This is a genomic window from Gemmatimonadaceae bacterium (assembly GCA_036273715.1).
GTDB lineage: Bacteria > Gemmatimonadota > Gemmatimonadetes > Gemmatimonadales > Gemmatimonadaceae > JADGGM01.
The window spans coordinates 24634-43390 of the sequence record DASUHB010000066.1 but is presented as its reverse complement, the minus strand read 5'-3'; the positions used below and the strand labels follow the sequence as shown (position 1 = coordinate 43390).

General features: G+C 67.3%; 16 protein-coding genes and 1 other RNA gene. 6 read left to right on the top strand and 11 right to left on the bottom strand.

Going from position 1 to position 18757, the window contains the following annotated elements:
• The first annotated feature begins 2 nt into the window (after positions 1-2).
• The 3 genes from purF (at position 3) to VFW04_14810 (ending at position 5213) form a co-directional block, all read left to right on the top strand.
• A complete protein-coding gene (gene purF / locus VFW04_14820) occupies positions 3-1382 on the top strand; it encodes an amidophosphoribosyltransferase (protein HEX5180606.1) in 1380 nt (459 codons plus the stop codon).
• A 57-nt stretch (positions 1383-1439) separates the two neighbouring features.
• Positions 1440-4112: a pyruvate, phosphate dikinase gene (ppdK, locus tag VFW04_14815; GenBank protein HEX5180605.1), complete on the top strand. Its 2673-nt coding sequence runs from the start codon at positions 1440-1442 to the stop codon at positions 4110-4112.
• A gap of 183 nt (positions 4113-4295) precedes the next feature.
• Positions 4296-5213: an MBL fold metallo-hydrolase gene (locus VFW04_14810; protein HEX5180604.1), complete on the top strand. Its 918-nt coding sequence runs from the start codon at positions 4296-4298 to the stop codon at positions 5211-5213.
• A gap of 81 nt (positions 5214-5294) precedes the next feature.
• Here the strand turns inward: VFW04_14810 and VFW04_14805 are convergent, their stop codons facing one another.
• The 5 genes from VFW04_14805 to dusB form a co-directional block, all read right to left on the bottom strand.
• Complete coding sequence (locus VFW04_14805; GenBank protein ID HEX5180603.1) at positions 5295-6350, bottom strand: DUF72 domain-containing protein; 1056 nt, start codon at positions 6348-6350, stop codon at positions 5295-5297.
• Positions 6351-6413: 63 nt separating this feature from the next.
• Positions 6414-6769, bottom strand: a transfer-messenger RNA (tmRNA) gene (gene ssrA / locus VFW04_14800).
• Positions 6770-6845: 76 nt separating this feature from the next.
• On the bottom strand, positions 6846-8657 hold the full coding sequence (locus tag VFW04_14795; protein HEX5180602.1) for a sensor domain-containing diguanylate cyclase: 1812 nt from the start codon (positions 8655-8657) through the stop codon (positions 6846-6848).
• Between the two features lie 45 nt (positions 8658-8702).
• Positions 8703-9461 carry a nickel pincer cofactor biosynthesis protein LarB gene (gene larB / locus VFW04_14790; GenBank protein ID HEX5180601.1) on the bottom strand — a complete coding sequence of 253 codons (759 nt, stop codon included), beginning with the start codon at positions 9459-9461 and terminating at the stop codon, positions 8703-8705.
• On the bottom strand, positions 9458-10483 hold the full coding sequence (dusB, locus tag VFW04_14785; protein ID HEX5180600.1) for a tRNA dihydrouridine synthase DusB: 1026 nt from the start codon (positions 10481-10483) through the stop codon (positions 9458-9460). The genes larB and dusB overlap by 4 nt, the downstream gene beginning before the upstream one ends.
• Before the next feature lie 133 nt (positions 10484-10616).
• Here dusB and VFW04_14780 point away from each other — a divergent pair, with 133 nt between their 5' ends.
• Positions 10617-11069, top strand: a complete 453-nt coding sequence (locus VFW04_14780) for a PTS sugar transporter subunit IIA (protein HEX5180599.1) — start codon at positions 10617-10619, stop codon at positions 11067-11069.
• Positions 11069-11419, top strand: a complete 351-nt coding sequence (locus VFW04_14775) for a hypothetical protein (GenBank protein ID HEX5180598.1) — start codon at positions 11069-11071, stop codon at positions 11417-11419. The genes VFW04_14780 and VFW04_14775 overlap by 1 nt, the downstream gene beginning before the upstream one ends.
• A gap of 169 nt (positions 11420-11588) precedes the next feature.
• Here VFW04_14775 and VFW04_14770 read toward each other — a convergent pair whose 3' ends face one another.
• Positions 11589-11801 (bottom strand): DUF2945 domain-containing protein, encoded by a 213-nt coding sequence (locus tag VFW04_14770; protein HEX5180597.1) that lies wholly within the window; start codon positions 11799-11801, stop codon positions 11589-11591.
• Positions 11802-11857: 56 nt separating this feature from the next.
• Between VFW04_14770 and VFW04_14765 the strand changes: the two genes are divergently transcribed.
• On the top strand, positions 11858-12616 hold the full coding sequence (locus VFW04_14765; protein ID HEX5180596.1) for a dihydrofolate reductase family protein: 759 nt from the start codon (positions 11858-11860) through the stop codon (positions 12614-12616).
• A gap of 33 nt (positions 12617-12649) precedes the next feature.
• On the opposite strand, the gene guaA is transcribed toward VFW04_14765, so the two are convergent.
• The 5 genes from guaA to hisS are packed head-to-tail and all read right to left on the bottom strand — an operon-like array spanning position 12650 to position 18755.
• Entirely contained in the window at positions 12650-14206 is a 1557-nt protein-coding gene (gene guaA / locus VFW04_14760; protein ID HEX5180595.1) for a glutamine-hydrolyzing GMP synthase, read from the bottom strand.
• Between the two features lie 16 nt (positions 14207-14222).
• Positions 14223-14732, bottom strand: a complete 510-nt coding sequence (locus tag VFW04_14755) for a YfcE family phosphodiesterase (GenBank protein HEX5180594.1) — start codon at positions 14730-14732, stop codon at positions 14223-14225.
• A complete protein-coding gene (gene lysA, locus VFW04_14750) occupies positions 14732-16015 on the bottom strand; it encodes a diaminopimelate decarboxylase (GenBank protein HEX5180593.1) in 1284 nt (427 codons plus the stop codon). Before lysA ends, VFW04_14755 begins: the two co-directional genes overlap by 1 nt.
• On the bottom strand, positions 15997-17445 hold the full coding sequence (proS, locus tag VFW04_14745; protein HEX5180592.1) for a proline--tRNA ligase: 1449 nt from the start codon (positions 17443-17445) through the stop codon (positions 15997-15999). Before proS ends, lysA begins: the two co-directional genes overlap by 19 nt.
• Entirely contained in the window at positions 17445-18755 is a 1311-nt protein-coding gene (gene hisS, locus VFW04_14740; GenBank protein HEX5180591.1) for a histidine--tRNA ligase, read from the bottom strand. The genes proS and hisS overlap by 1 nt, the downstream gene beginning before the upstream one ends.
• Between the last annotated feature and the right edge of the window lie 2 nt (positions 18756-18757).

Genomic DNA, 18757 nt, shown 5'->3' with positions numbered 1-18757 from the left:
CCATGTGCGGAATTTTCGGAGTGCACGGAGCCCAGGACGCCGCAGGGCTCGTGCACCTGGGACTCTATTCGCTGCAGCATCGCGGCCAGGAATCGGCGGGCATCGTCGCCGTCGATGCGGACGGCGTCGCTCGCGCGCAGCGGCGGATGGGCCTGGTGTCCGAGGGCATGAGCGCGCTCGACGAGCTCGCCGGCACGCTCGCCATCGGCCATACGCGGTACAGCACGGCGGGCTCGTCGTCGATCGACAACGCCCAGCCGGTGCTGGTGCGCTTTCGCGGCGGGTACATCGCGCTCGCCCACAACGGCAACATCGTCAACGCGAGCGAGCTGCGCCGCGAGCTCGAAGACGAGGGTTCGATCTTCAGCTCGACGATGGACTCCGAAGTGCTGGTGCACCGCATGGCCCGGTCGAAGTCCGACCGTCCGGAAGACCAGCTCGCCGAGGCGTTGCAAGGCGTGGAGGGCGCGTTCTCGCTCGTCGTCGCCAGCGGGAGCACGCTCATGGCCGCGCGCGACCCGCGCGGCTGGCGTCCGTTGGTCATCGGCCGGTTGGGCGGCGCAGTGGTGTTCGCGTCCGAAACCTGCGCGCTCGACATCGTCGGGGCCGCGCACGTGCGCGACGTGCAGCCGGGCGAGATCGTGATCGTCGATGCCGACGGCCTGCGCTGCCGCCAGGCGCTGACGCCGCGCGAATCCAGGCGCTGCGTGTTCGAGTACGTGTACTTCGCCCGGCCCGACAGCCGCATCTTCGACGGCGGGTCGGTGGATCGCGCACGGCGCGCGTTAGGCAGGCAGCTGGGCCGCGAGTGCCCGGCGCCCGGCGCCGACCTGGTGTTCGGCGTCCCCGATTCGGCCAACGCCGCCGCGTTAGGCTACGCCGAGGAAACGGGACTGCCCCTCGAGCTCGCACTCATCCGCAATCACTACGTGGGCCGCACCTTCATCCAGCCGTCGCAGGCCGGACGCAGCCACAAGGTGAAGGTGAAGTACAACCCCGTGCGCGAAGTGCTCGAGGGCAAGAAGGTGGTGATGATCGATGACTCCATCGTCCGCGGCACCACCACGCGCGGCCTCGTGTCGCTCGTCCGTGCCGCCGGCGCGCGCGAGGTGCACATTCGCATCGCGTCGCCGCCCGTCACCGGGCCGTGCTACTACGGGATCGACACGCCCTCGCGCGAAGAGCTGATCGCCGCCAACCTGTCCGTGGACGACATCGCGCGCCACATCGACGTCGACTCCCTCGGCTACCTGTCGCTCGAGGGGATGCTGGCCGCGGTGCCGGGCGGCCCCGACGGCTTCTGCCACGCGTGCTTCTCGGGCGACTATCCGACGCCGCCGCCCACCGATCCGGACAAGCTGCGCTTCGGCTGCGGTTGTTAGGCAATTGGGCCGCCCGTCCGGCGGCCCTCCGACATTCATCGCGGAGACCCGATCGTCGTGTCCAGGCTCGTCTATTTCTTCGGCAACGGCACAGCTGACGGCACCAAGGACATGAAGGCGGTGCTCGGCGGCAAGGGCGCCAATCTCGCCGAGATGACCAACCTCGGCGTCCCCGTGCCGGCCGGATTCACGATCGCCTGCGAAGCGTGCGTGTCGTATCTGCAGACCAAACAGGAGCCGGTGGGCCTCCGGGAGGAGGTGGCGTCGCAGCTCGAGCATCTCGAGCAGGCCGCCGGCCGCCGGTTAGGCGACGCCGCTTCGCCGCTGCTCGTGTCGGTGCGCTCCGGCGCGCCGATCTCGATGCCCGGCATGATGGAGACCATCCTCAACCTGGGCCTCAACGACCGCACCGTGGTCGGCCTGGCGCGCGAGAGCGGCAACGCGCGCTTCGCCTACGATTCGTATCGCCGGTTCATCCAGATGTACGGCGACGTCGTGCTGGGGGTGCCGATGCACGAGTTCGAGCGGCTGCTCACCGCCAAACGCGAACACCAGGGCGTGGAGACCGACGCCCAGCTGAGCGAAGACGCGCTGCGCAATCTCGTCGAAGAGTACAAGTCGCTCGTGCAGCGAACACTGGGCGCCGAGTTCCCCATGGATCCGCAGGTGCAGCTGTGGGGCGCGATCGAGGCGGTCTGGAAATCGTGGACGCTCAAGAAAGCCGTGGACTACCGCAAGGTCAACGGCATTCCGGAAACGTTAGGCACGGCCGTCAACGTCGTCGCGATGGTGTTCGGCAACATGGGCGACGACTCGGGCACCGGCGTCGCATTCACGCGCGATCCCTCCACCGGCGAGAAGCGGTTTTTCGGCGAGTTCCTCGTGAACGCGCAGGGCGAGGACGTCGTGGCCGGCATTCGCACGCCGCTGCACATCGATCAGATGGCCGAACGCTTGCCCGGTGCGTACGAAGAGCTCATGGCGACGCAGGAGCGTCTGGAGCAGCACTACCACGACATGCAGGACATAGAATTCACCGTCGAGCGCGGCAAACTGTACTTGCTGCAGACGCGCACGGGCAAACGCACGTCGGCGGCGGCCGTGCGCATTGCCGACGAGATGGTGAGCGAAGGGCTGATTCAGAAGCGCGAGGCGGTTCAGCGCGTCGATCCGTCGCAGCTCGACCAGTTGCTTCATCCGATCATCGATCCGTCGGCGCACGCAAAGCCGATCGCGACCGGTCTCCCGGCCAGCCCCGGCGCGGCGAGCGGGCGCGCGGTGTTCGACCCCGACGCGGCCGAGCAGCGCGCCGCAGGGGGTGAGGCCGTGATCCTCGTGCGCGAAGAAACGACGCCCGAGGACTTTCACGGCATCGTCGCCGCGCGCGCCGTACTAACGGCACGCGGCGGCATGACGAGTCACGCGGCCGTCGTCGCGCGCGGCATGGGCAAATGTGCGGTGGTGGGCTGCAAGGACATCCACGTCGATCTCGAGCACCGCCGCTTCACCGTGGACGGCAAAACGGTGGACGAGGGCGATTGGGTCACGCTCGACGGCGCGAGCGGCCGCGTGTTCGCGGGGCATCTGCCCACGATGCCCAGCGACGTCGTGCGCGTGCTCTCCGGCACGATGCGCGGCGCCGATTCGGCGACGTACCAATCGTTCGCCCGTCTGTTAGGCTGGGCCGACGAGATGCGCACGCTCCGCGTGCGTGCCAACGCCGACACGCCGCAGGACGCGCGGATCGCGCGCGGCTTCGGCGCCGAAGGGATCGGACTCTGCCGTACCGAGCACATGTTCTTCGAGGGCGACCGCATCGTGGCGATGCGCGAGATGATCGTCGCCCGCGATGAAGGCGGCCGCCGGCGCGCGCTGGCCAAGCTGCTGCCCATGCAGCGCCAGGATTTCGACGGAATTTTCGAAGCGATGGCCGGCCTTCCGGTCACCATCCGGCTGCTGGACCCGCCGCTGCACGAGTTCTTGCCGCACGGCGGCGAAGACGCCAAGCGCCTCGCCCATACGTTAGGCATGCGGCGCGAGGAGCTCGGCCGCATCGTCGAGTCGCTGCGGGAGGTGAACCCGATGCTCGGCCACCGCGGCTGCCGGTTGGGCATCACGTATCCCGAGATCACGGAGATGCAGGGCCGCGCCATCTTCGAGGCCGCGGTGCGCAGCAAGCGGCGCGGCATCGACGTCCAGCCGGAGATCATGATCCCGCTGGTCTCGACGGTGAAGGAGTTCGAGAACCAGCGCGCCATCCTCGAAGAGGCCGCACGGCAAGTGCTGGGCGCCATGGGCGAAGACGTGCCCTACACGATTGGCACGATGATCGAGCTGCCGCGCGCCGCGCTCACCGCCGACGAGATCGCCGCCAAGGCCGACTTCTTCTCCTTCGGCACCAACGATCTCACGCAGACCACGTTCGGCCTGAGCCGCGACGACGCCGGCCGCTTCCTGCCGTTCTACGTCGACAAGGGGATTCTGGCCGAAGATCCCTTCCAGGTGTTGGACACGGTCGGCGTGGGCAAGCTCATTCGGTACGCCGTCACCGAAGGGCGGCGCGTCAAACCGGGGCTCAAGACCGGCATCTGCGGCGAGCACGGTGGCGAACCGAAGTCGATTCGGTTCTGTCAGGAGGCCGGGCTCAATTACGTGTCGTGCTCACCGTTCCGCGTACCGATCGCGCGGCTGGCCGCCGCCCAGGCCGCGCTGGCGAACCAGTCGCAGTAACGACTGCCGCCGCGCCTCCGGGTCGCGCCGCAGTCCGTTAGGCGCCGCGGGATGGCGCGCCGCTCCAGTGCCGAGCTCTGGCGTGCGCGCGCCTTGCCGCATAGAATCGGGACCAGCGGATGGACGGCCGTAGCTGCACATCGGGGGATGGCGATCATGATGCGACCCGGATCACAGGTCAGGATGGCAATTCGCGCAGCCGCGGTCGGCGTGCTCGCACTGGGCGCCGCGTCGACGGCAAGGTTGTGCGCGCAAGCTCCGAGCGCATACGGCCGAACGCGGGTGGTGATGCTCGGCACCGGTGCGCCGCCGGCAGATCCCGACCGCTTCGGGCCGGCGGTCGTCGTCATCGTCGACGCGACGCCGTATCTCTTCGACATCGGCGTGGGCGTGATGCGGCGTTGGGCGGCGGCGTTAGGCATGGGCCTCGCGCCGACCGGCGCATCGGCTCTGCGCACGGCCTTCGTGACGCACCTGCATTCCGACCATACGTTAGGCTACGCCGACCTCATCTTCACGTCGTGGACGCTCGAGGGCGCGCGGCACGCGCCGCTCGACGTGTACGGGCCCGGCGGGCTGCAGCAGATGACGGATCATCTCATCGCCGCCTATGCCGAAGACATCGCGGTGCGCACCGGGCGCGGTGGTGAGCATCAAGGCGAGGCGGGCCCCGTGGTGCGCGTACACGAGATCGGTCCCGGTGTGGTCTATCGCGACTCGCTCGTCACGGTGACCGCCTTCCTCGAGCATCACGGGAGTTGGGCGCAGGCGTTCGGCTTCCGCATCACGACGCCGGACAAGGACATCGTGCTGTCGGGTGACACGGGTCCGCCGTCGGGTGTGTTAGGCCAGTGTCATGGGTGCGACCTGCTCCTCCACGAGGGCGGGACGGTGCTCGAGGAGGATGCGACGCCCTACTTCAAGCACTTTCATACCACGGTCGAAGACTTGGCGGCGATCGCTACGGCGACGCAGCCCAAGCTCCTGGTGCTGTATCACCAGCGGCCCGACGGCCCCGCGGCGGAGCGGAGCTACGCGAGACTGCGGGCGCTCTACGCTGGGCCGTTCGTCGTGGCGCGGGACCTCGACGTCTATCGGTAGGCATCACGATGCCCGGCGGCCGAGCGAGCCGCGAATTCGATGTTGCTGTCCGTCCGGCCGCACCGGCTCCCGCCCGAGCGCCTAACTTGGTCCGCCTTCGTACACGTGGCGCACCATCGCCGCCAACTCGATCGCGTTCGTCGTCCCGTAGTTCGCGTAGCAGTTGTTCATCACCACGTGCACCTCCTGCGCGCGCCCGGCGATCTCGCCGACGCGCGGCGCCCACGCCTCGAGCTCGCGCGCGTCGTACAGATAGCGAAACTTCTCCGTCGTCGTGACACCCGTGCGCTCCCACGTCTCGGCGCGGCGCCCGTGAAACCGGATCACCGCGAGACGCGGCGCCGTCACGGCCACCACCGGCGGCACGCTGCTCTTGAGCCCCTGCGGCTCGTCGACCATCACGAACGGGATGCCGTGATCCTCGAAGAACCGCAGCGTATGCTCGGCGTTCCGCGCGTTGAACCAGAGCGCATTCCGCAACTCGACCGTGAACGGCACGTCGCCAAAACGATGGTGCGCATCGAGGATCTGGTCGCGGCTCGCGTGCCCGGGGAGGAACCACCGCGGGTACTGCATCAGCACCGCGCCTAACTTGTCCGTCTCGCGGAGCGGCAGCAGCGCGTCGATGAAGGTCGACCACACGGCGTCGGCCACCTCGGGCGGCAGGTCTTTCGCGTAGACGCGCGGCTTCTGATCGAGCGGAGCGGGCAGCGCCTCGCGAAGCTCCGCTGGCAGGCGTGCGACCTCAGACGGCTGGCCGGTCATGAGCGCGTGCGCCTTGACGTCGAACCGAAACGTCTCGGGCGTGCGGTCCGCCCACGCTTCCACAGTTTGTCGCGCCGGCAGCGCGTAGTACGGCGAGTCGACTTCGACCATCGAGAACTGCGATGCGTAATACTTGAGCCGCGCCTCGGCCGACGTCGCTTGGCTGGGGTAGAACACACCCGAGCGCACCAGCGTCGGGTCGGTCCACGACGCGGTGCCGAATCTGACGATCGATCCGTTAGGCGTACGCAGCGGCGCCGCGCCGGGCGCCGCGAGCCGGGACGCGCGTTCGCGCGCATCCTCGACACCGGGGTCGTGTACCGTCGGCGCCGCGGCGGGTGCGCGTTCCTGCGGTGTGCGCGGCCTGGGCATCAGGCAAAGGTACGTGCGGAAAACGCCAACGGCCGGCTCGAGTGCCGAGCCGGCCGTTGGACACCATGGAGGCGCGGGGATTCGAACCCCGGTCCGAGACAAGATCCAAAGCAGCGTCTACGTGCGTAGCCCATCGATTGAGGTCTCCAGCCGCTGGCCAATGGGCCGCCCACTGCTGGACGAGTCTTCTTTGATTTTGCGCACCGCCGGAAGACGCAACGGCGCGCTAGCCCGAATTTTCGTTACCCGTCAAGCCGCCTCAGGCGAGCTTCCCAACGGGCAGGTGCAGTAACCGGAGTTACGCAGCCAGAGCCAAGTTGTTGTTGGCAGTTATGAAATTTCCCGAGTGATTTACCAGGGCTCGAGGACCTGGGCACGCGGCCACCGCTTCACCTACCCCGTCGAAGCCAGTCGCCCCCTCGACACAAAATCTAGATCAATTGGCCCAGCCGGTCAATGCGCCGCCGCCTCGTGCTCGGCCACGATCACGCGCCACTAAGCTTTTACGGCAAAATTGCTTTCGTGGGCGCACCTCACGCAATTTCTACCAGCCGTCTTGGCCTCGTACAGCGCCCGGTCGGCGGCCGAGAAGAGCGAGTCGTGGCGACCCGTGCTCGTCGGGAAGCTCGCCACCCCAAACGACGCCGTTACACCGATCACGTGTCCGTCCACCTCCACACGAGCCGATTCGAACGTGCGGCGGATGCGCTCGGCCACCTCGCGTGCACGCTCCATTGGCGTCTGCGGAAGCAAGATCGCCAGCTCTTCACCGCCGTATCTCGTGCACAGGTCGATGCCGCGGATCGTGCGCTTGGCAGCGGCTGCTACCGCGGCCAGCACACGATCGCCGGCCGTGTGACCGTACGTGTCGTTGATCTGCTTGAAGTGGTCGAGGTCGGCGAGTATCAGCGACAGCACCTGCCCGTTGCGGTCGCATTCGGCCAGGTGCTGGCGAAAACGCTCGTCGAACACCCGGCGGTTTGCCAGGTTCGTGAGCGGGTCGGTGCGCGACTCGACGGTGGCAATCTCGAGATGCCGCACGTTCACGAAGGCCGCCGCCGACACCGACGACAGCAGCAGCAGCAACGACGACTCCACCACGGAGACCTGACCGGCCTCGTCGCCTTCCACGGCCACCGCGCCTAACGGGCGGCCCTCGCGCACCAGCGGCACCACCGCCAGCGACCCCAGCCGTCGCGGCGGTTCCGCTTCGCCGAACACCGCGTACTGCGACGCAGCGTCCACCTCGCTCAACGTGAACCGCTGGCGCTCGCGGCATGCCGTGCCGATGAACGACGACGGCGTCACCTCGAAGCCGACCGGCACCGCGTGCCCCATCGAAACGCTCGCCACCGTGCCCACTTCCTCCCGCTCGTCCCACACGACGAACGCCGCGCGCGTGGCCCCGGACAACTCGAGCGCCGCGTCGCAGACGGCGTGGCCTAACCCGGCCACGTCGTGGCTGCTCTGCACCCGCTCGGCGGCCCGGGCAAGGCGCTCGGCTTTGCCGCGGTACTGCCGCGTTTCACGGCCGTCGCGCAGGAGGCCGAGCAATGCGCCTAACCGGGCGGCGTGGGCGGTCAGCTCCTGCCGGACGGTCGACGGCAGCCGGTGGCGATTGGCCGCGTACAGCGTGAGGACGCCGCCGGCCTGTTCATCTTCCGACCCGGCGAGGGGCGCCGCGATGAGCGCGCTGCCCTCGGTGTCCTGGTTTGCGGTGACGATGCCCTGTGCCATGGACCACGCAACCAGCTCCGGCGCCGGCGGCGTGGTCCGCCGCTCGCGCTGGGCGCCAGCCGGCATCGTGAGCGCCGGACGCGCCGCGCCCGAGTCCGTGCGCAGCCACAGCGTCACATCGTCGGCGCCGAGCGATTGTTGGGCATCGGCGAGCAGCCGCTCGATCGCATCGCGTTCGACGGCGCGGCCCAACGCATGGTCGCGCATGAGGCGCTCGACCGACGGCGTGCGCGACGACGGCGGCAGATCCGGGCTGCCATCGAGCCACGCGTCCGCGGTGCCGATGCGGCTCGACGCGCGAGCAATGAATCCGGTCGCCGTGCCTGCCGCCAGCAGACACGCCAGCCGAATCCACCGCGAGTCCTCGCTCATGGCGGCGAGAAACGGGTCGAAGTGGGCGAGTATCGGGGCGGATGCAAGCGCGACGCCGATCGCGTACGGCCCACCGGCGCGCCAGGCGAGCGCGGCGATGAGACACGCCAGCAGCGCGGCGATCGGAGATCGCACGACGCTCGTGGCGATGATAGTCAGCGCGACCGAGAGTGCGAGCGCGCCGATGCGAGAAGGCACGTGGCTCTCGGGGGACAAACTCGGCGATGTCGACAGGATGTTGGGTTAGGCGTGCGTGATTCGCGATGCCGCGAAGGCCGCTCCAAACCCGTTATCGATGTTGACGACCGTCACGCCCGAGGCGCAACTGTTGAGCATGGAAAGCAGGGCGGCCACGCCGCCGAAGCTGGCGCCGTAGCCGATGCTCGTCGGTACCGCGATCACGGGCACCGACACCAAGCCGCCCACCACGGAGGGCAAAGCGCCGTCCATACCGGCCACGACGATGATCACCGCCGCGTCCTCGAGCGCGCGGCTCTGCGACAACAGTCGATGCAGCCCGGCCACCCCGACGTCGGTGAGCCTCTCCACCGTGTTGCCGAGCGAGCGCGCGGTCACCGCGGCTTCTTCGGCAACGGGGAGATCGCTCGTGCCTGCCGTGATCACGAGAATGGTGCCGCGGCCGACCGGTGCCGGCACGTTGGGCGCAAGGAAGGCCGTGCGGCCGAGCGGATTGATGTCGATGGACGGGAACCGCTCGAGCAGCGCGGCGTGCATCTCGGGCCCGAGCCGCGTGATCAGGACGCCTTCGCCGCGCTCCGCGATGCGCTCGGCGATCGCGAGCACTTGAGGGGTGGTCTTGCCGGCGGCGAAGATGACTTCGGGATAGCCCTGCCGGAGCGCGCGGTGATGGTCGACGGTGGCGAAGCCGAGCGACTCGGTGGCTGGCAACTCGAGCGCGCCTAACGCACCGAGGGCTGCCTGGGCATCGACTTCGCCGGACGCGACCTGGCGCAGGAGCGCCAGAACGCGCTCCCGTCTCACGCCGCCCGAGCCTCGGCGAGCGCTCCGTCGGACGGCTCGACCTCCCCGCGGGCGCGGGCAGCGAGATATTCGGCGAAGATGTCGTCCACGGCGGCGAGCGACTCCACGAGGTGCAGCTTGCGGCGGATGTCGGCCGACCCCGGCAGGCCTTTCACGTACCAGCCGAGGTGCTTGCGGAACTCGATGGCCGCGCCGCGCGGATCGTTCTCGTACGCCTGCGCCATGCGCGCGTGTTCGGAGGCGATGGCGAAACGCTCTTCGACCGGCGGCGCGGGCGGCATCGGCTTGCCCTCGAGCAACGCGCGCGCCTGCGTGAACACCCACGGCTGTCCGAACGATCCGCGCGCGATCATGACGCCATCGCATCCCGTCTCCCGGTACATGCGCACCGCGTCTTCGGCGGATTTGATGTCGCCATTTCCGATGACGGGAATGTCGAGCGCACTCGCGACCGCGGCGATCTCGTCCCAGCGCGCGTCGCCCGAGTACATCTGTGCGCGCGTGCGCGGGTGCAGCGTTAGGACACGGGCGCCCGCGTCCTGGCAGCGCAGCGCGATCGACACCGGGTCGCGCATCTCCTCGTTCCAGCCGCTGCGGATTTTCACCGTCACCGGCAGGTGCGTGCCCTGGATGACGGCGCGGATTACGTCGGTGACGAGCCCGAGATCCTTGAGACATCCCGAGCCGCCGTTGCGCTTCACCACCTTCTTCACCGGACATCCGAAGTTGATGTCGATGAATTCCGGCGCAAAGACGTCGGTGACGAAGGCCGCTGCCTCGCGCATCGCGGCGGGGTCGGCGCCGAAAATCTGGACGCCAATGGGGCGTTCGTCCGCTCCGAAGCGTAGCTTTTCGATGGTTGCCGGGTTCTCTCGGCGGATGCCTTCGGCGCTCAAGAACTCCGTGACCACCACGTCTGCGCCGAAGCGTCGGCAGAGTCGGCGAAATGGCGACTCCGACACGCCGGCCATCGGTGCGAGGTAAAGCGGCACCGGGAACGCGGTGGAATATGGGAATGCCATGGAATGAAGTTACTCTGACCGGCAACTCCATGCAACGTCGTTATTTGACACTGTTTTGCACACGGGGTAAGTTGCGTGGTTTCCCGCGAAGACGCGGCTGATTCGAGGTAGATATTCGCTCCCGGGGAGATAGATGGAATTACGACAATTCTTTACCGAAGACGGGATCAAACTGGCGCTCGAGGGGAGCACCAAGGATGACATCCTCAAGGAACTGATCTCGCTTCTCAAGTTGGATGAGAAGTCGGAAGGAATGCTGTACAAGATGCTCAAGCGGCGCGAGAACCTGGGATCGACGGGCATCGGGCGCGGGATTGCGATCCCGCACTGCCGCTCGTTGGTCGTGAACAAGCTTCGCGTGGCGTTTGGGCGAAAGCCGGCTGGCGTCGATTTCAAGGCAATCGACGAGAAGCCGGTCTTCTTTTTCTTCCTCATCGTGGCGCCGCCCCTCGAGGTGTCTAACCAATATCTTCCCGTACTCGGGAAGATTGCACAGTTCAGCAAGGAGCCGGATGTGCCGCAGCGGTTGTTGTCGTTGACGCAACCGGGCCAGTTCCTGACCTTGTTGGAGGAGAAGGGTGTCTGATGTTGCATGCCGAGCTGGAAATTCTGCTCGAGATTCAAGACTTACAGACGTTGCGGCGGGATATCGCGGTGGCGGAATACGCGGCGGCAGGGATTCCGGTGAACGTGGAGGAATTCAGCGCACGGTTAGGCGAACGCATCGTCGAGCGCGAGCAGCAGCTGTCGCCGCGCACGCAATCGGCGTATCGCCGCATCCTCAAGCGGCACGAACGGGTCGTGGCGCCGGTGCTGAACGGCGTCTGTTACGGCTGCTTCGTCCACGTGCCGACGAGCAAGGGCCGCGATCAGGAGCGGAACAGCGAGCTCCGGAATTGCGAGAGCTGCGGGCGGTTCATTTACTACACCGACTGAGAGCAGGATGATGCCAGCCCGGATCTGAGACGGCGCACGCCGAGCTCGGTCCGGACGTCAGGGCGCCGGCAACTCGCGCATCGCGGCGTCTCCGGCGGTGTACCGCCCGGTGCGTCCCACATCCATGAGTGGGCGACCCGCTGCAATTCCGTTCGCGCCGCACTGGCCGTCAGCGCCGAAGACGGCGCAACGCCCTGCCCTTGTGGAGCGCGACGTGGTCGGTCGTGTCACTCTTGATTTCGTATTGTGGATCGCTTTTGGTCGCGTGGTGCACGTAACCCTTGTACGTCACGTCCCGCGTATGGATGCGCACGATCCGGCCGCGCACCCGGCCGGCTTCGGAATTCCAGCTGACGTGATCGCCCACGTTGAACGATGTCATGGTCACGCTCCGTTCGGCCCTGGCGCGCTCCGCATTGCCCAACGATGTGTTCCGCTGTGCGCGCCATTGATGCTAACGACGATTCCCTGTTCGGCCGAAAAACGCCGAACGACGGACAATCCATATTCAAGTGCGCAGCAATCGTTGGCAATGCACAATCATTGGGAGGCGTCATGACGAGAGTGCGCGTTGGGGGCTTTTCCGTCTCGCTCGACGGTTTCGGAGCAGGACCGGAGCAGAGCCTCGAAAATCCGCTCGGCAAGGGTGGGCAGGCTCTGCATCCCTGGCTCGTCCGCACGCGCTTCTTCCAGGCCATGATCGGCAAGAGCGGCGGCGCAGGCGGTGTCGATGATGACTATGCGCGCCGCTCGATGGATGGGTTCGGCGCGTTCATCCTGGGCCGCAACATGTTCGGCCCGGTGCGCGGACCCTGGCCGGACGAGAACTGGAAGGGTTGGTGGGGTTCGAATCCGCCCTACCACGCGCCGACGTTTGTGCTGACGCACTATCCGCGGGATCCAATCGAGATGGAAGGCGGCACCACCTTCTTCTTCGTGACTAACGGAATCGAGGCGGCCCTGGATCAGGCACGGCGCGCCGCCAATGGGCGCGACGTGAAGATCGGCGGCGGCGTCGAGACGGTGCGCCAATATCTTCGCTCCGGACTCATCGACGAACTGCATTTCGCATTCTCGCCGGTCATGCTGGGACGAGGCGAAGCGATGTTCTCCGGGATCGACCTCCCGGCGCTCGGGTACCGCGTCACCGAACACCAGGCGACCGAGCACGCCACGCATATCGTGCTCGGCCGATAGGCATCACCACTGACGCGTCGCCGGCGGTTCCGCTCATTCCCATTCGATGGTCGCCGGCGGTTTCGAGCTCACGTCGTACACCACGCGGTTCACGCCATCGACTTCATTGATGATGCGGCTCGAGATGTTGGCCAGCACGTCCGGCGGGAACGGGAACCAGTCGGCTGTCATACCATCGGAGCTCGTCACCGCCCGGAGCGCGACGGCGTTGTCGTACGTGCGCGCATCGCCCATTACACCCACGCTGCGCACGGGCAGGAGCACGGCGAACGCTTGCCAGATGTCGTCGTAGAGTCCGGCTTCGCGAATTCCCTCGAGGTAGATCGCGTCTGCCTTACGGAGCACCTCGAGCTTCTGGCGCGTGACATCGCTCAAGATCCGGATGGCGAGGCCCGGGCCCGGGAAGGGGTGCCGCCCAACCATTTCTTCCGGCAGGCCTAACTCCCTGCCCACCTGGCGCACCTCGTCCTTGAACAACTCGCGCAGCGGCTCGATCAGCTTGAACGACATCCCCGGCTTGAGGCCGCCCACGTTGTGGTGCGTTTTGATCGTCACCGATGGACCGCCGCGCGGCGAGATGGATTCGATCACATCGGGGTAGAGCGTGCCCTGCACCAGGAACTCCACGCCTGTGCCCACCTGCGCCGCGGCGTCCTCGAACACGTCGATGAACGTGTGACCGATGCGCCGCCGCTTCTCCTCCGGGTCGTCGACGCCCGACAGCTCCGTTAGGAATCTGTCGGCGGCGTCCACCGTCACCAGGTCGATGCCCAGGTTCGCGCGGAACGTACGCTCCACCTGCTCCCGCTCGTGCAGGCGCAACAGACCGTGATCGACGAAGATGCACGTGAGCCGGTCGCCGATCGCGCGGTGCACGAGCGCCGCCGCCACCGACGAATCGACGCCGCCCGAGAGCCCGCAGATCGCCCGCGCCGAGCCGACGCGGTCGCGGATCCGCGCCACTTCTTCCTCGATGAATGCGCCGGTCGTCCAACCCGGCTCGGCCTTGCAGACATTGAAGAGGAAGTTCGCGATGATCTCGCCACCGCGCGGCGTGTGCTGCACTTCGGGGTGGAACAACACACCCGAGATCGGACGGGACCTATGACGAATACCGGCGATCGGTGCGTTCGCGCTGCGCGCGATCACTTCGAAACCAGGCGGCGGGGTTTCCACGTAGTCGCCGTGGCTCGCCCATACCGTGATCTCCTCGCCGCGCGCGAATCCCGCGAACACGCCTTCGGGCTCGAGAATCTCGAGCTCGGCGCGACCGTATTCTCGCCGGCCGGCCCGCGACACGCTGCCGCCCTCCAGTTGGGCGATGAGCATCATCCCGTAGCAGATACCGAGGACCGGCGCGATCTCGAGGAGCGCGGGGTCGGCGGTCGGCACGTCGTCGCCGTACACCGAGGCCGGCCCCCCGCTCAGGATGATGCCGGTCGGATGCCAGTCCCGGATCCAGTCGATCGTGCGCGTCGGCGGATGGATCTCGCAGTAGACGCGCGCTTCGCGAATGCGCCGCGCTATGAGCTGCGTGAACTGCGACCCGTAATCGAGAACGAGAATGCGCGATGCGCCGGGCTGCGTCATGGCCTAACGGAAACGGTCACCAGCGCCACTGCTCGCCCTCGAGCGTGATGAACGTGACCTCTTTGGTGTCCAAGTCGAGGAGCGCGGCGCCGGGCGTACCGTACAACCAGCCGCACGCTTCGCCCGGGTTGAGCAGCAGCGTGTCTCCCGTCACCTCGCGGCGGCACTTGTGGGTGTACCCGTGGATCACCACGGAATGTCCGCTCACCGAGCGGTCGCTCACGTCGCCGATGTCGTGCACGAGCAAGATGCGCGCGCCGTTCACCTCGACGCTGTGCGGTCCCTCGTAGATCTCGGTGCCCATGCCCTTGGCCGCTTCGGCGCGCAGGCCTTCGCGGTCTCCGTCGTTGCGGCCGTACACGCCCGCCAACGCGAGGTTGGCGGCGATGATGGGACGCAACGACCACGAGGCGCAGAAGTCGCCGGCATGGAGCACGAGGCCCACACCGGCCTCGCGGAACCGCTTGGTAAACTCGGCGATCGCCGGCAGGCGATCGTGTGTATCCGCCAGCACGCCCACGAGCATCACGCTGTCCTCCACGTCGGGTGGACCGTCTCGCGCCGAACCAGGTCCTCGTACTGCTCCCGTGCCGTGATCACCGCGAACCGGTCGCCATCCACCATCACCTCGGCGGCACGCGGCCGGGAGTTGTAATTGGACGACATCGCGAACCCGTACGCGCCCGCCGACCGGATGGCCAGGAGGTCGCCCGGCCGCACGTCGTCCACCTCCCTGCCTAACGCAAAGAAGTCGCCGCTCTCGCACACGGGGCCGACGATGTCGGCGCGCGTGCGTCCGCCCCGCGGCCGCACGGAATCGATGCGGTGGTAGGCGTTGTAGTGCGACGGGCGCAGCAGGTCGTTCATGCCGGCGTCGGTGATCACGAACTCGCGTCCGCCGCCTTCCTTGCGGTACAACACGCGCGTCAACAGCACGCCCGCGTTGCCCACCAGATAGCGCCCCGGCTCGACGAGGAGCTTGAGCGCCGCCGCCGCCGCGTTAGGCAATACGGCCGCCGCGTACGCGTCGAGGTCGATCGGGTCTTCGGCGTCGTACGTCACCGCCAGCCCGCCGCCGATGTCCAGATAGCGCAAGTCGGGCGCGCCCGCCGCGCGCAGGTCGTCCACCAGCTCGAGCAGGCGCAGCATGCCATCGCGGTACGGATCGACGCTCGACACCTGCGACCCGATGTGCATGTCGAGGCCGAGCAGGCGGGTATGCGGCAGCGTGAAGGCGAGACGGCCGACGGCGAGCGCATCACCATAGGGCACGCCGAACTTGTCGCCGCGCTCGCCGGTGCGCGTGTAATGGTGCGGGGTGTCGACGGAGACTTCGGGATTCACACGGAGCGCGACGGGCGCCGTGAGCCGCATGTCGCCGGCGACGCGATCGAGCAGCCGCAGCTCGCCCTCCGACTCGATGTTGAAGAGCAGAATGCCGGCCGCGAGCGCCTCGCGAAGCTCGTGCTCCGTCTTGCCGACACCGCTGAAGACGATGTCCGGTCCCGCGAGGCCGGCGAGGCGCGCACGATAGAGCTCGCCGCCGGAGACGATGTCGACCCCCGCGCCTAACGAGTGCATCAGCGCCAGCACGGCGAGGCTCGAGTTGGCCTTCACGCTGTAGTGCAGCCGGTGCGGCACCGGCGCGAGCACGCGATCGAGCCTCGTGTACGCATCGCGGATCGCGCCGGCGCTGTAGATGAACACCGGCGTGCCTACCTCGTGCGCGATGGTCTCGAGCGACACGCCCTCGCACGCCAACGCGCCGTCGGCTGGAGCAAAGCCAGCGGTCAATACGCTCTCGCCCACAGCGCCTCGCCGGTGGAGGGACGGCCGCACTTGAGACACGTGGGAGGCGCTTCCGGCGAACGAAACTCTTCGTCGGGCAGCACACGGATCGTGGCTTTCGTTTCCTCCTTGATCGCGGCTTCGCACGCGCCGTCGCCGCACCATCCGGCATACACGAACGCGCCGTCGCCTTCCATGCGCTGCCGGAACGCATCGTACGTGATACGGCCGCGGACGCTGTGCTCTTCACGGCGCGTGCGCGCGGCGGCAAGCATGTCATCCTGGATCGTGACCAGCAGCGTCACGAGCTCGGCGGCCAAGCCGCCTAACGCAACCGGCTGCTTGGCTCGCGTGTCGCGCCGCACGACCACCGCCTGCGACTTGTCCAGATCGCGGGGGCCGAGCTCGATGCGTACGGGTACGCCGCGCAGCTCCCACTCGTAGTATTTGGCGCCGGGTTTCATCGTGTCGCGCGCGTCGACGTGGACGCGCACGCGACCCGCGAGATCGGCGCGTACGGCATGAGCGGCGTCGAGCACGCGCGCTTTCTCTTCATCGGTGCGCCAGATGGGAACGACCACCGCCTCGGTGGGCGCAAGGCGCGGAGGCACGCGCAGCCCGGAATCATCGCCGTGGGTCATCACCAGGCCACCGACCAGTCGCGTCGAAGCGCCCCAGCTCGTGTTCCATGCGAAGTCGGTGCCCCCGCTCTCCGTCTGGAACTTGAGGTCGAACACCTTCGCGAAATTCTGGCCGAGGTTGTGCGACGTGCCGGCTTGCAGCGCTTTGTTGTCCTGCATCATCGCTTCGCAGGAGTACGTGCGCAGCGCGCCGGCAAATCGCTCGGCGTCCGTCTTGCGCCCGGTGACCACCGGCATGGCCATGAACGACTCCATGAACTGCCGGTACACGCCTAACATCTGACGCGCCTCGGCCTCTGCTTCGTCGTGCGTGGCGTGCGCGGTGTGCCCTTCCTGCCACAGGAACTCGAGCGTGCGCAGGAAGAGCCGCGTCCGCATCTCCCAGCGCACCACGTTTGCCCACTGGTTGATGAGCAGGGGCAGATCGCGATAGCTCTGCACCCACTTCGCGAACATCGCGTAAATGATGGTCTCGGACGTTGGGCGAACGACCAGCGGCTCCTCGAGCTCCTTCCCGCCGCCGCGCGTGACGACGGCCGTCTCGGGGGCGAAGCCTTCCACGTGTTCGGCTTCGCGGCGGAGATAGCTCTCGGGGATGAAGAGCGGAAAGTACGCGTTGCGGTGTCCCGTCGCCTTGAACATGTCATCGAGGGCGCGCTGCATGCGCTCCCAAATGCCGTAGCCGTCGGGGCGGATCACCATGCAGCCGCGCACCGGCGAGTAATCGGCGAGCTCGGCCCGGAGGACGACGTCGTTGTACCAGGCGCTGAAGTCCTCGGCGCGGGGCGTGAGCTTCTTCTCGTCGGACATTAGGAGTGTGTTGTTGAACGGGCCGCGGCAGCCGGCCCGGCTTCGTCGATCCATTCATCGAGGCGGACGCGGCGCTCGTGCCCGTCATCCAACCGGCGGACGGTCGCCTCATCGGGCGCAACGTCGGGCGCGCCGAGGATGACCGCCTCGCGCGCGCCCGCCGCGGCGGCCGCCTTGAGCTGGCGCGACAACTGCTGGCCGCCTAACGCATACTCGACGCTCAACCCACGGGCGCGGAGCCGCGACGACACGCGCATGGCGTCGCTGACCCCGGCCGACTCGCCGAACGCCACCCAGACGTCGAGGCCGGCCGCCTGCGCCGGCATCAAGGTCCTGGCGCGGAGCAGCTCGCCCAACACGACGTCGCCCATGCCAAAGCCTAACGCAGGCAGATCCGGCCCCCCGCTCTGCTTGAGCAGATTGTCGTAGCGGCCGCCGCCGCAGATCGCGCGCAACTCGCCTTTCGCGTCGAACAACTCGAACACGATCCCCGTGTAATACGCCAGGCCGCGAACGACGGATAGATCCGGCTGGAAGTATTCGCTGCACCCAAGCGCCTCGAGATATTCTGCATACCGAAAGAATTCGGCGACGGCCCGCTCGTTTTCCGGCACAGCAAGCGCTTTAATCGAGGTGAGGCTGTGGTGCCTGGGAATTTCCATCACCGTACTCACCGCTCTTTTGTCTAACCCCAGAGCACCGAGCTTCGCTTCGGATACCTCCTGTGGCTGGCGATCAAACTTGTCGAGCACTGCTAGGACGCCTGGCATGGCAACGTCGGGAACGTCCTTCGCCAGCAAGTAGCCGTGCAGGATCCGGCGATCGCTCACCCGTGCACGCACGTCGTCGGGCCCCAGGCCCAACAGCCGCATGATCTCGATGGCGGCCGCGAGCAGCTCGGCGTCGCCCGTGACATCCGACTCGCCAACGATGTCCATGTTCAACTGAAAGTGCTCGCGCAACCGCCCGCGCTGCGCACGCTCGTACCGAAACAGCTGCGGAATCGAAAACCAGCGCACCGGCTTGCGGAGCGCGTTCGCCCGCGCGGCCACCATCCGCGCCAGCGTCGGCGTCATCTCCGGTCGCAGCGCGATCGCACGATCACCTTTGTCGACAAAGTTGTACAACTGGCCCACGATCTCGTCGCCGCTCTTCTTCGTGTACAACTCGAGCGGTTCGAGCGGCGGCCCGTCATATTCGACGAACCCGAACCGGTGCGCTACCTCACGCCACGTCGCAAAAATGTGCGTGCGTTCCGCGAGCTCGGCGGGATAGAAGTCGCGGAATCCGGGCAGTGCACCTGAGACCATCC

What these genes read in the sequence shown, in the direction of transcription:
- purF (HEX5180606.1), top strand. Translation starts at nt 3, where the DNA reads ATGTGCGGAATTTTCGGAGTGCACGGAGCCCAGGACGCCGCAGGGCTC.
- VFW04_14810 (HEX5180604.1), top strand. Translation starts at nt 4,296, where the DNA reads ATGGCAATTCGCGCAGCCGCGGTCGGCGTGCTCGCACTGGGCGCCGCG.
- VFW04_14805 (HEX5180603.1), bottom strand. Translation starts at nt 6,350, where the DNA reads ATGCCCAGGCCGCGCACACCGCAGGAACGCGCACCCGCCGCGGCGCCG.
- dusB (HEX5180600.1), bottom strand. Translation starts at nt 10,483, where the DNA reads ATGGCATTCCCATATTCCACCGCGTTCCCGGTGCCGCTTTACCTCGCA.
- VFW04_14780 (HEX5180599.1), top strand. Translation starts at nt 10,617, where the DNA reads ATGGAATTACGACAATTCTTTACCGAAGACGGGATCAAACTGGCGCTC.
- VFW04_14775 (HEX5180598.1), top strand. Translation starts at nt 11,069, where the DNA reads ATGTTGCATGCCGAGCTGGAAATTCTGCTCGAGATTCAAGACTTACAG.
- VFW04_14770 (HEX5180597.1), bottom strand. Translation starts at nt 11,801, where the DNA reads ATGACATCGTTCAACGTGGGCGATCACGTCAGCTGGAATTCCGAAGCC.
- guaA (HEX5180595.1), bottom strand. Translation starts at nt 14,206, where the DNA reads ATGACGCAGCCCGGCGCATCGCGCATTCTCGTTCTCGATTACGGGTCG.
- VFW04_14755 (HEX5180594.1), bottom strand. Translation starts at nt 14,732, where the DNA reads ATGCTCGTGGGCGTGCTGGCGGATACACACGATCGCCTGCCGGCGATC.
- proS (HEX5180592.1), bottom strand. Translation starts at nt 17,445, where the DNA reads ATGTCCGACGAGAAGAAGCTCACGCCCCGCGCCGAGGACTTCAGCGCC.
- hisS (HEX5180591.1), bottom strand. Translation starts at nt 18,755, where the DNA reads ATGGTCTCAGGTGCACTGCCCGGATTCCGCGACTTCTATCCCGCCGAG.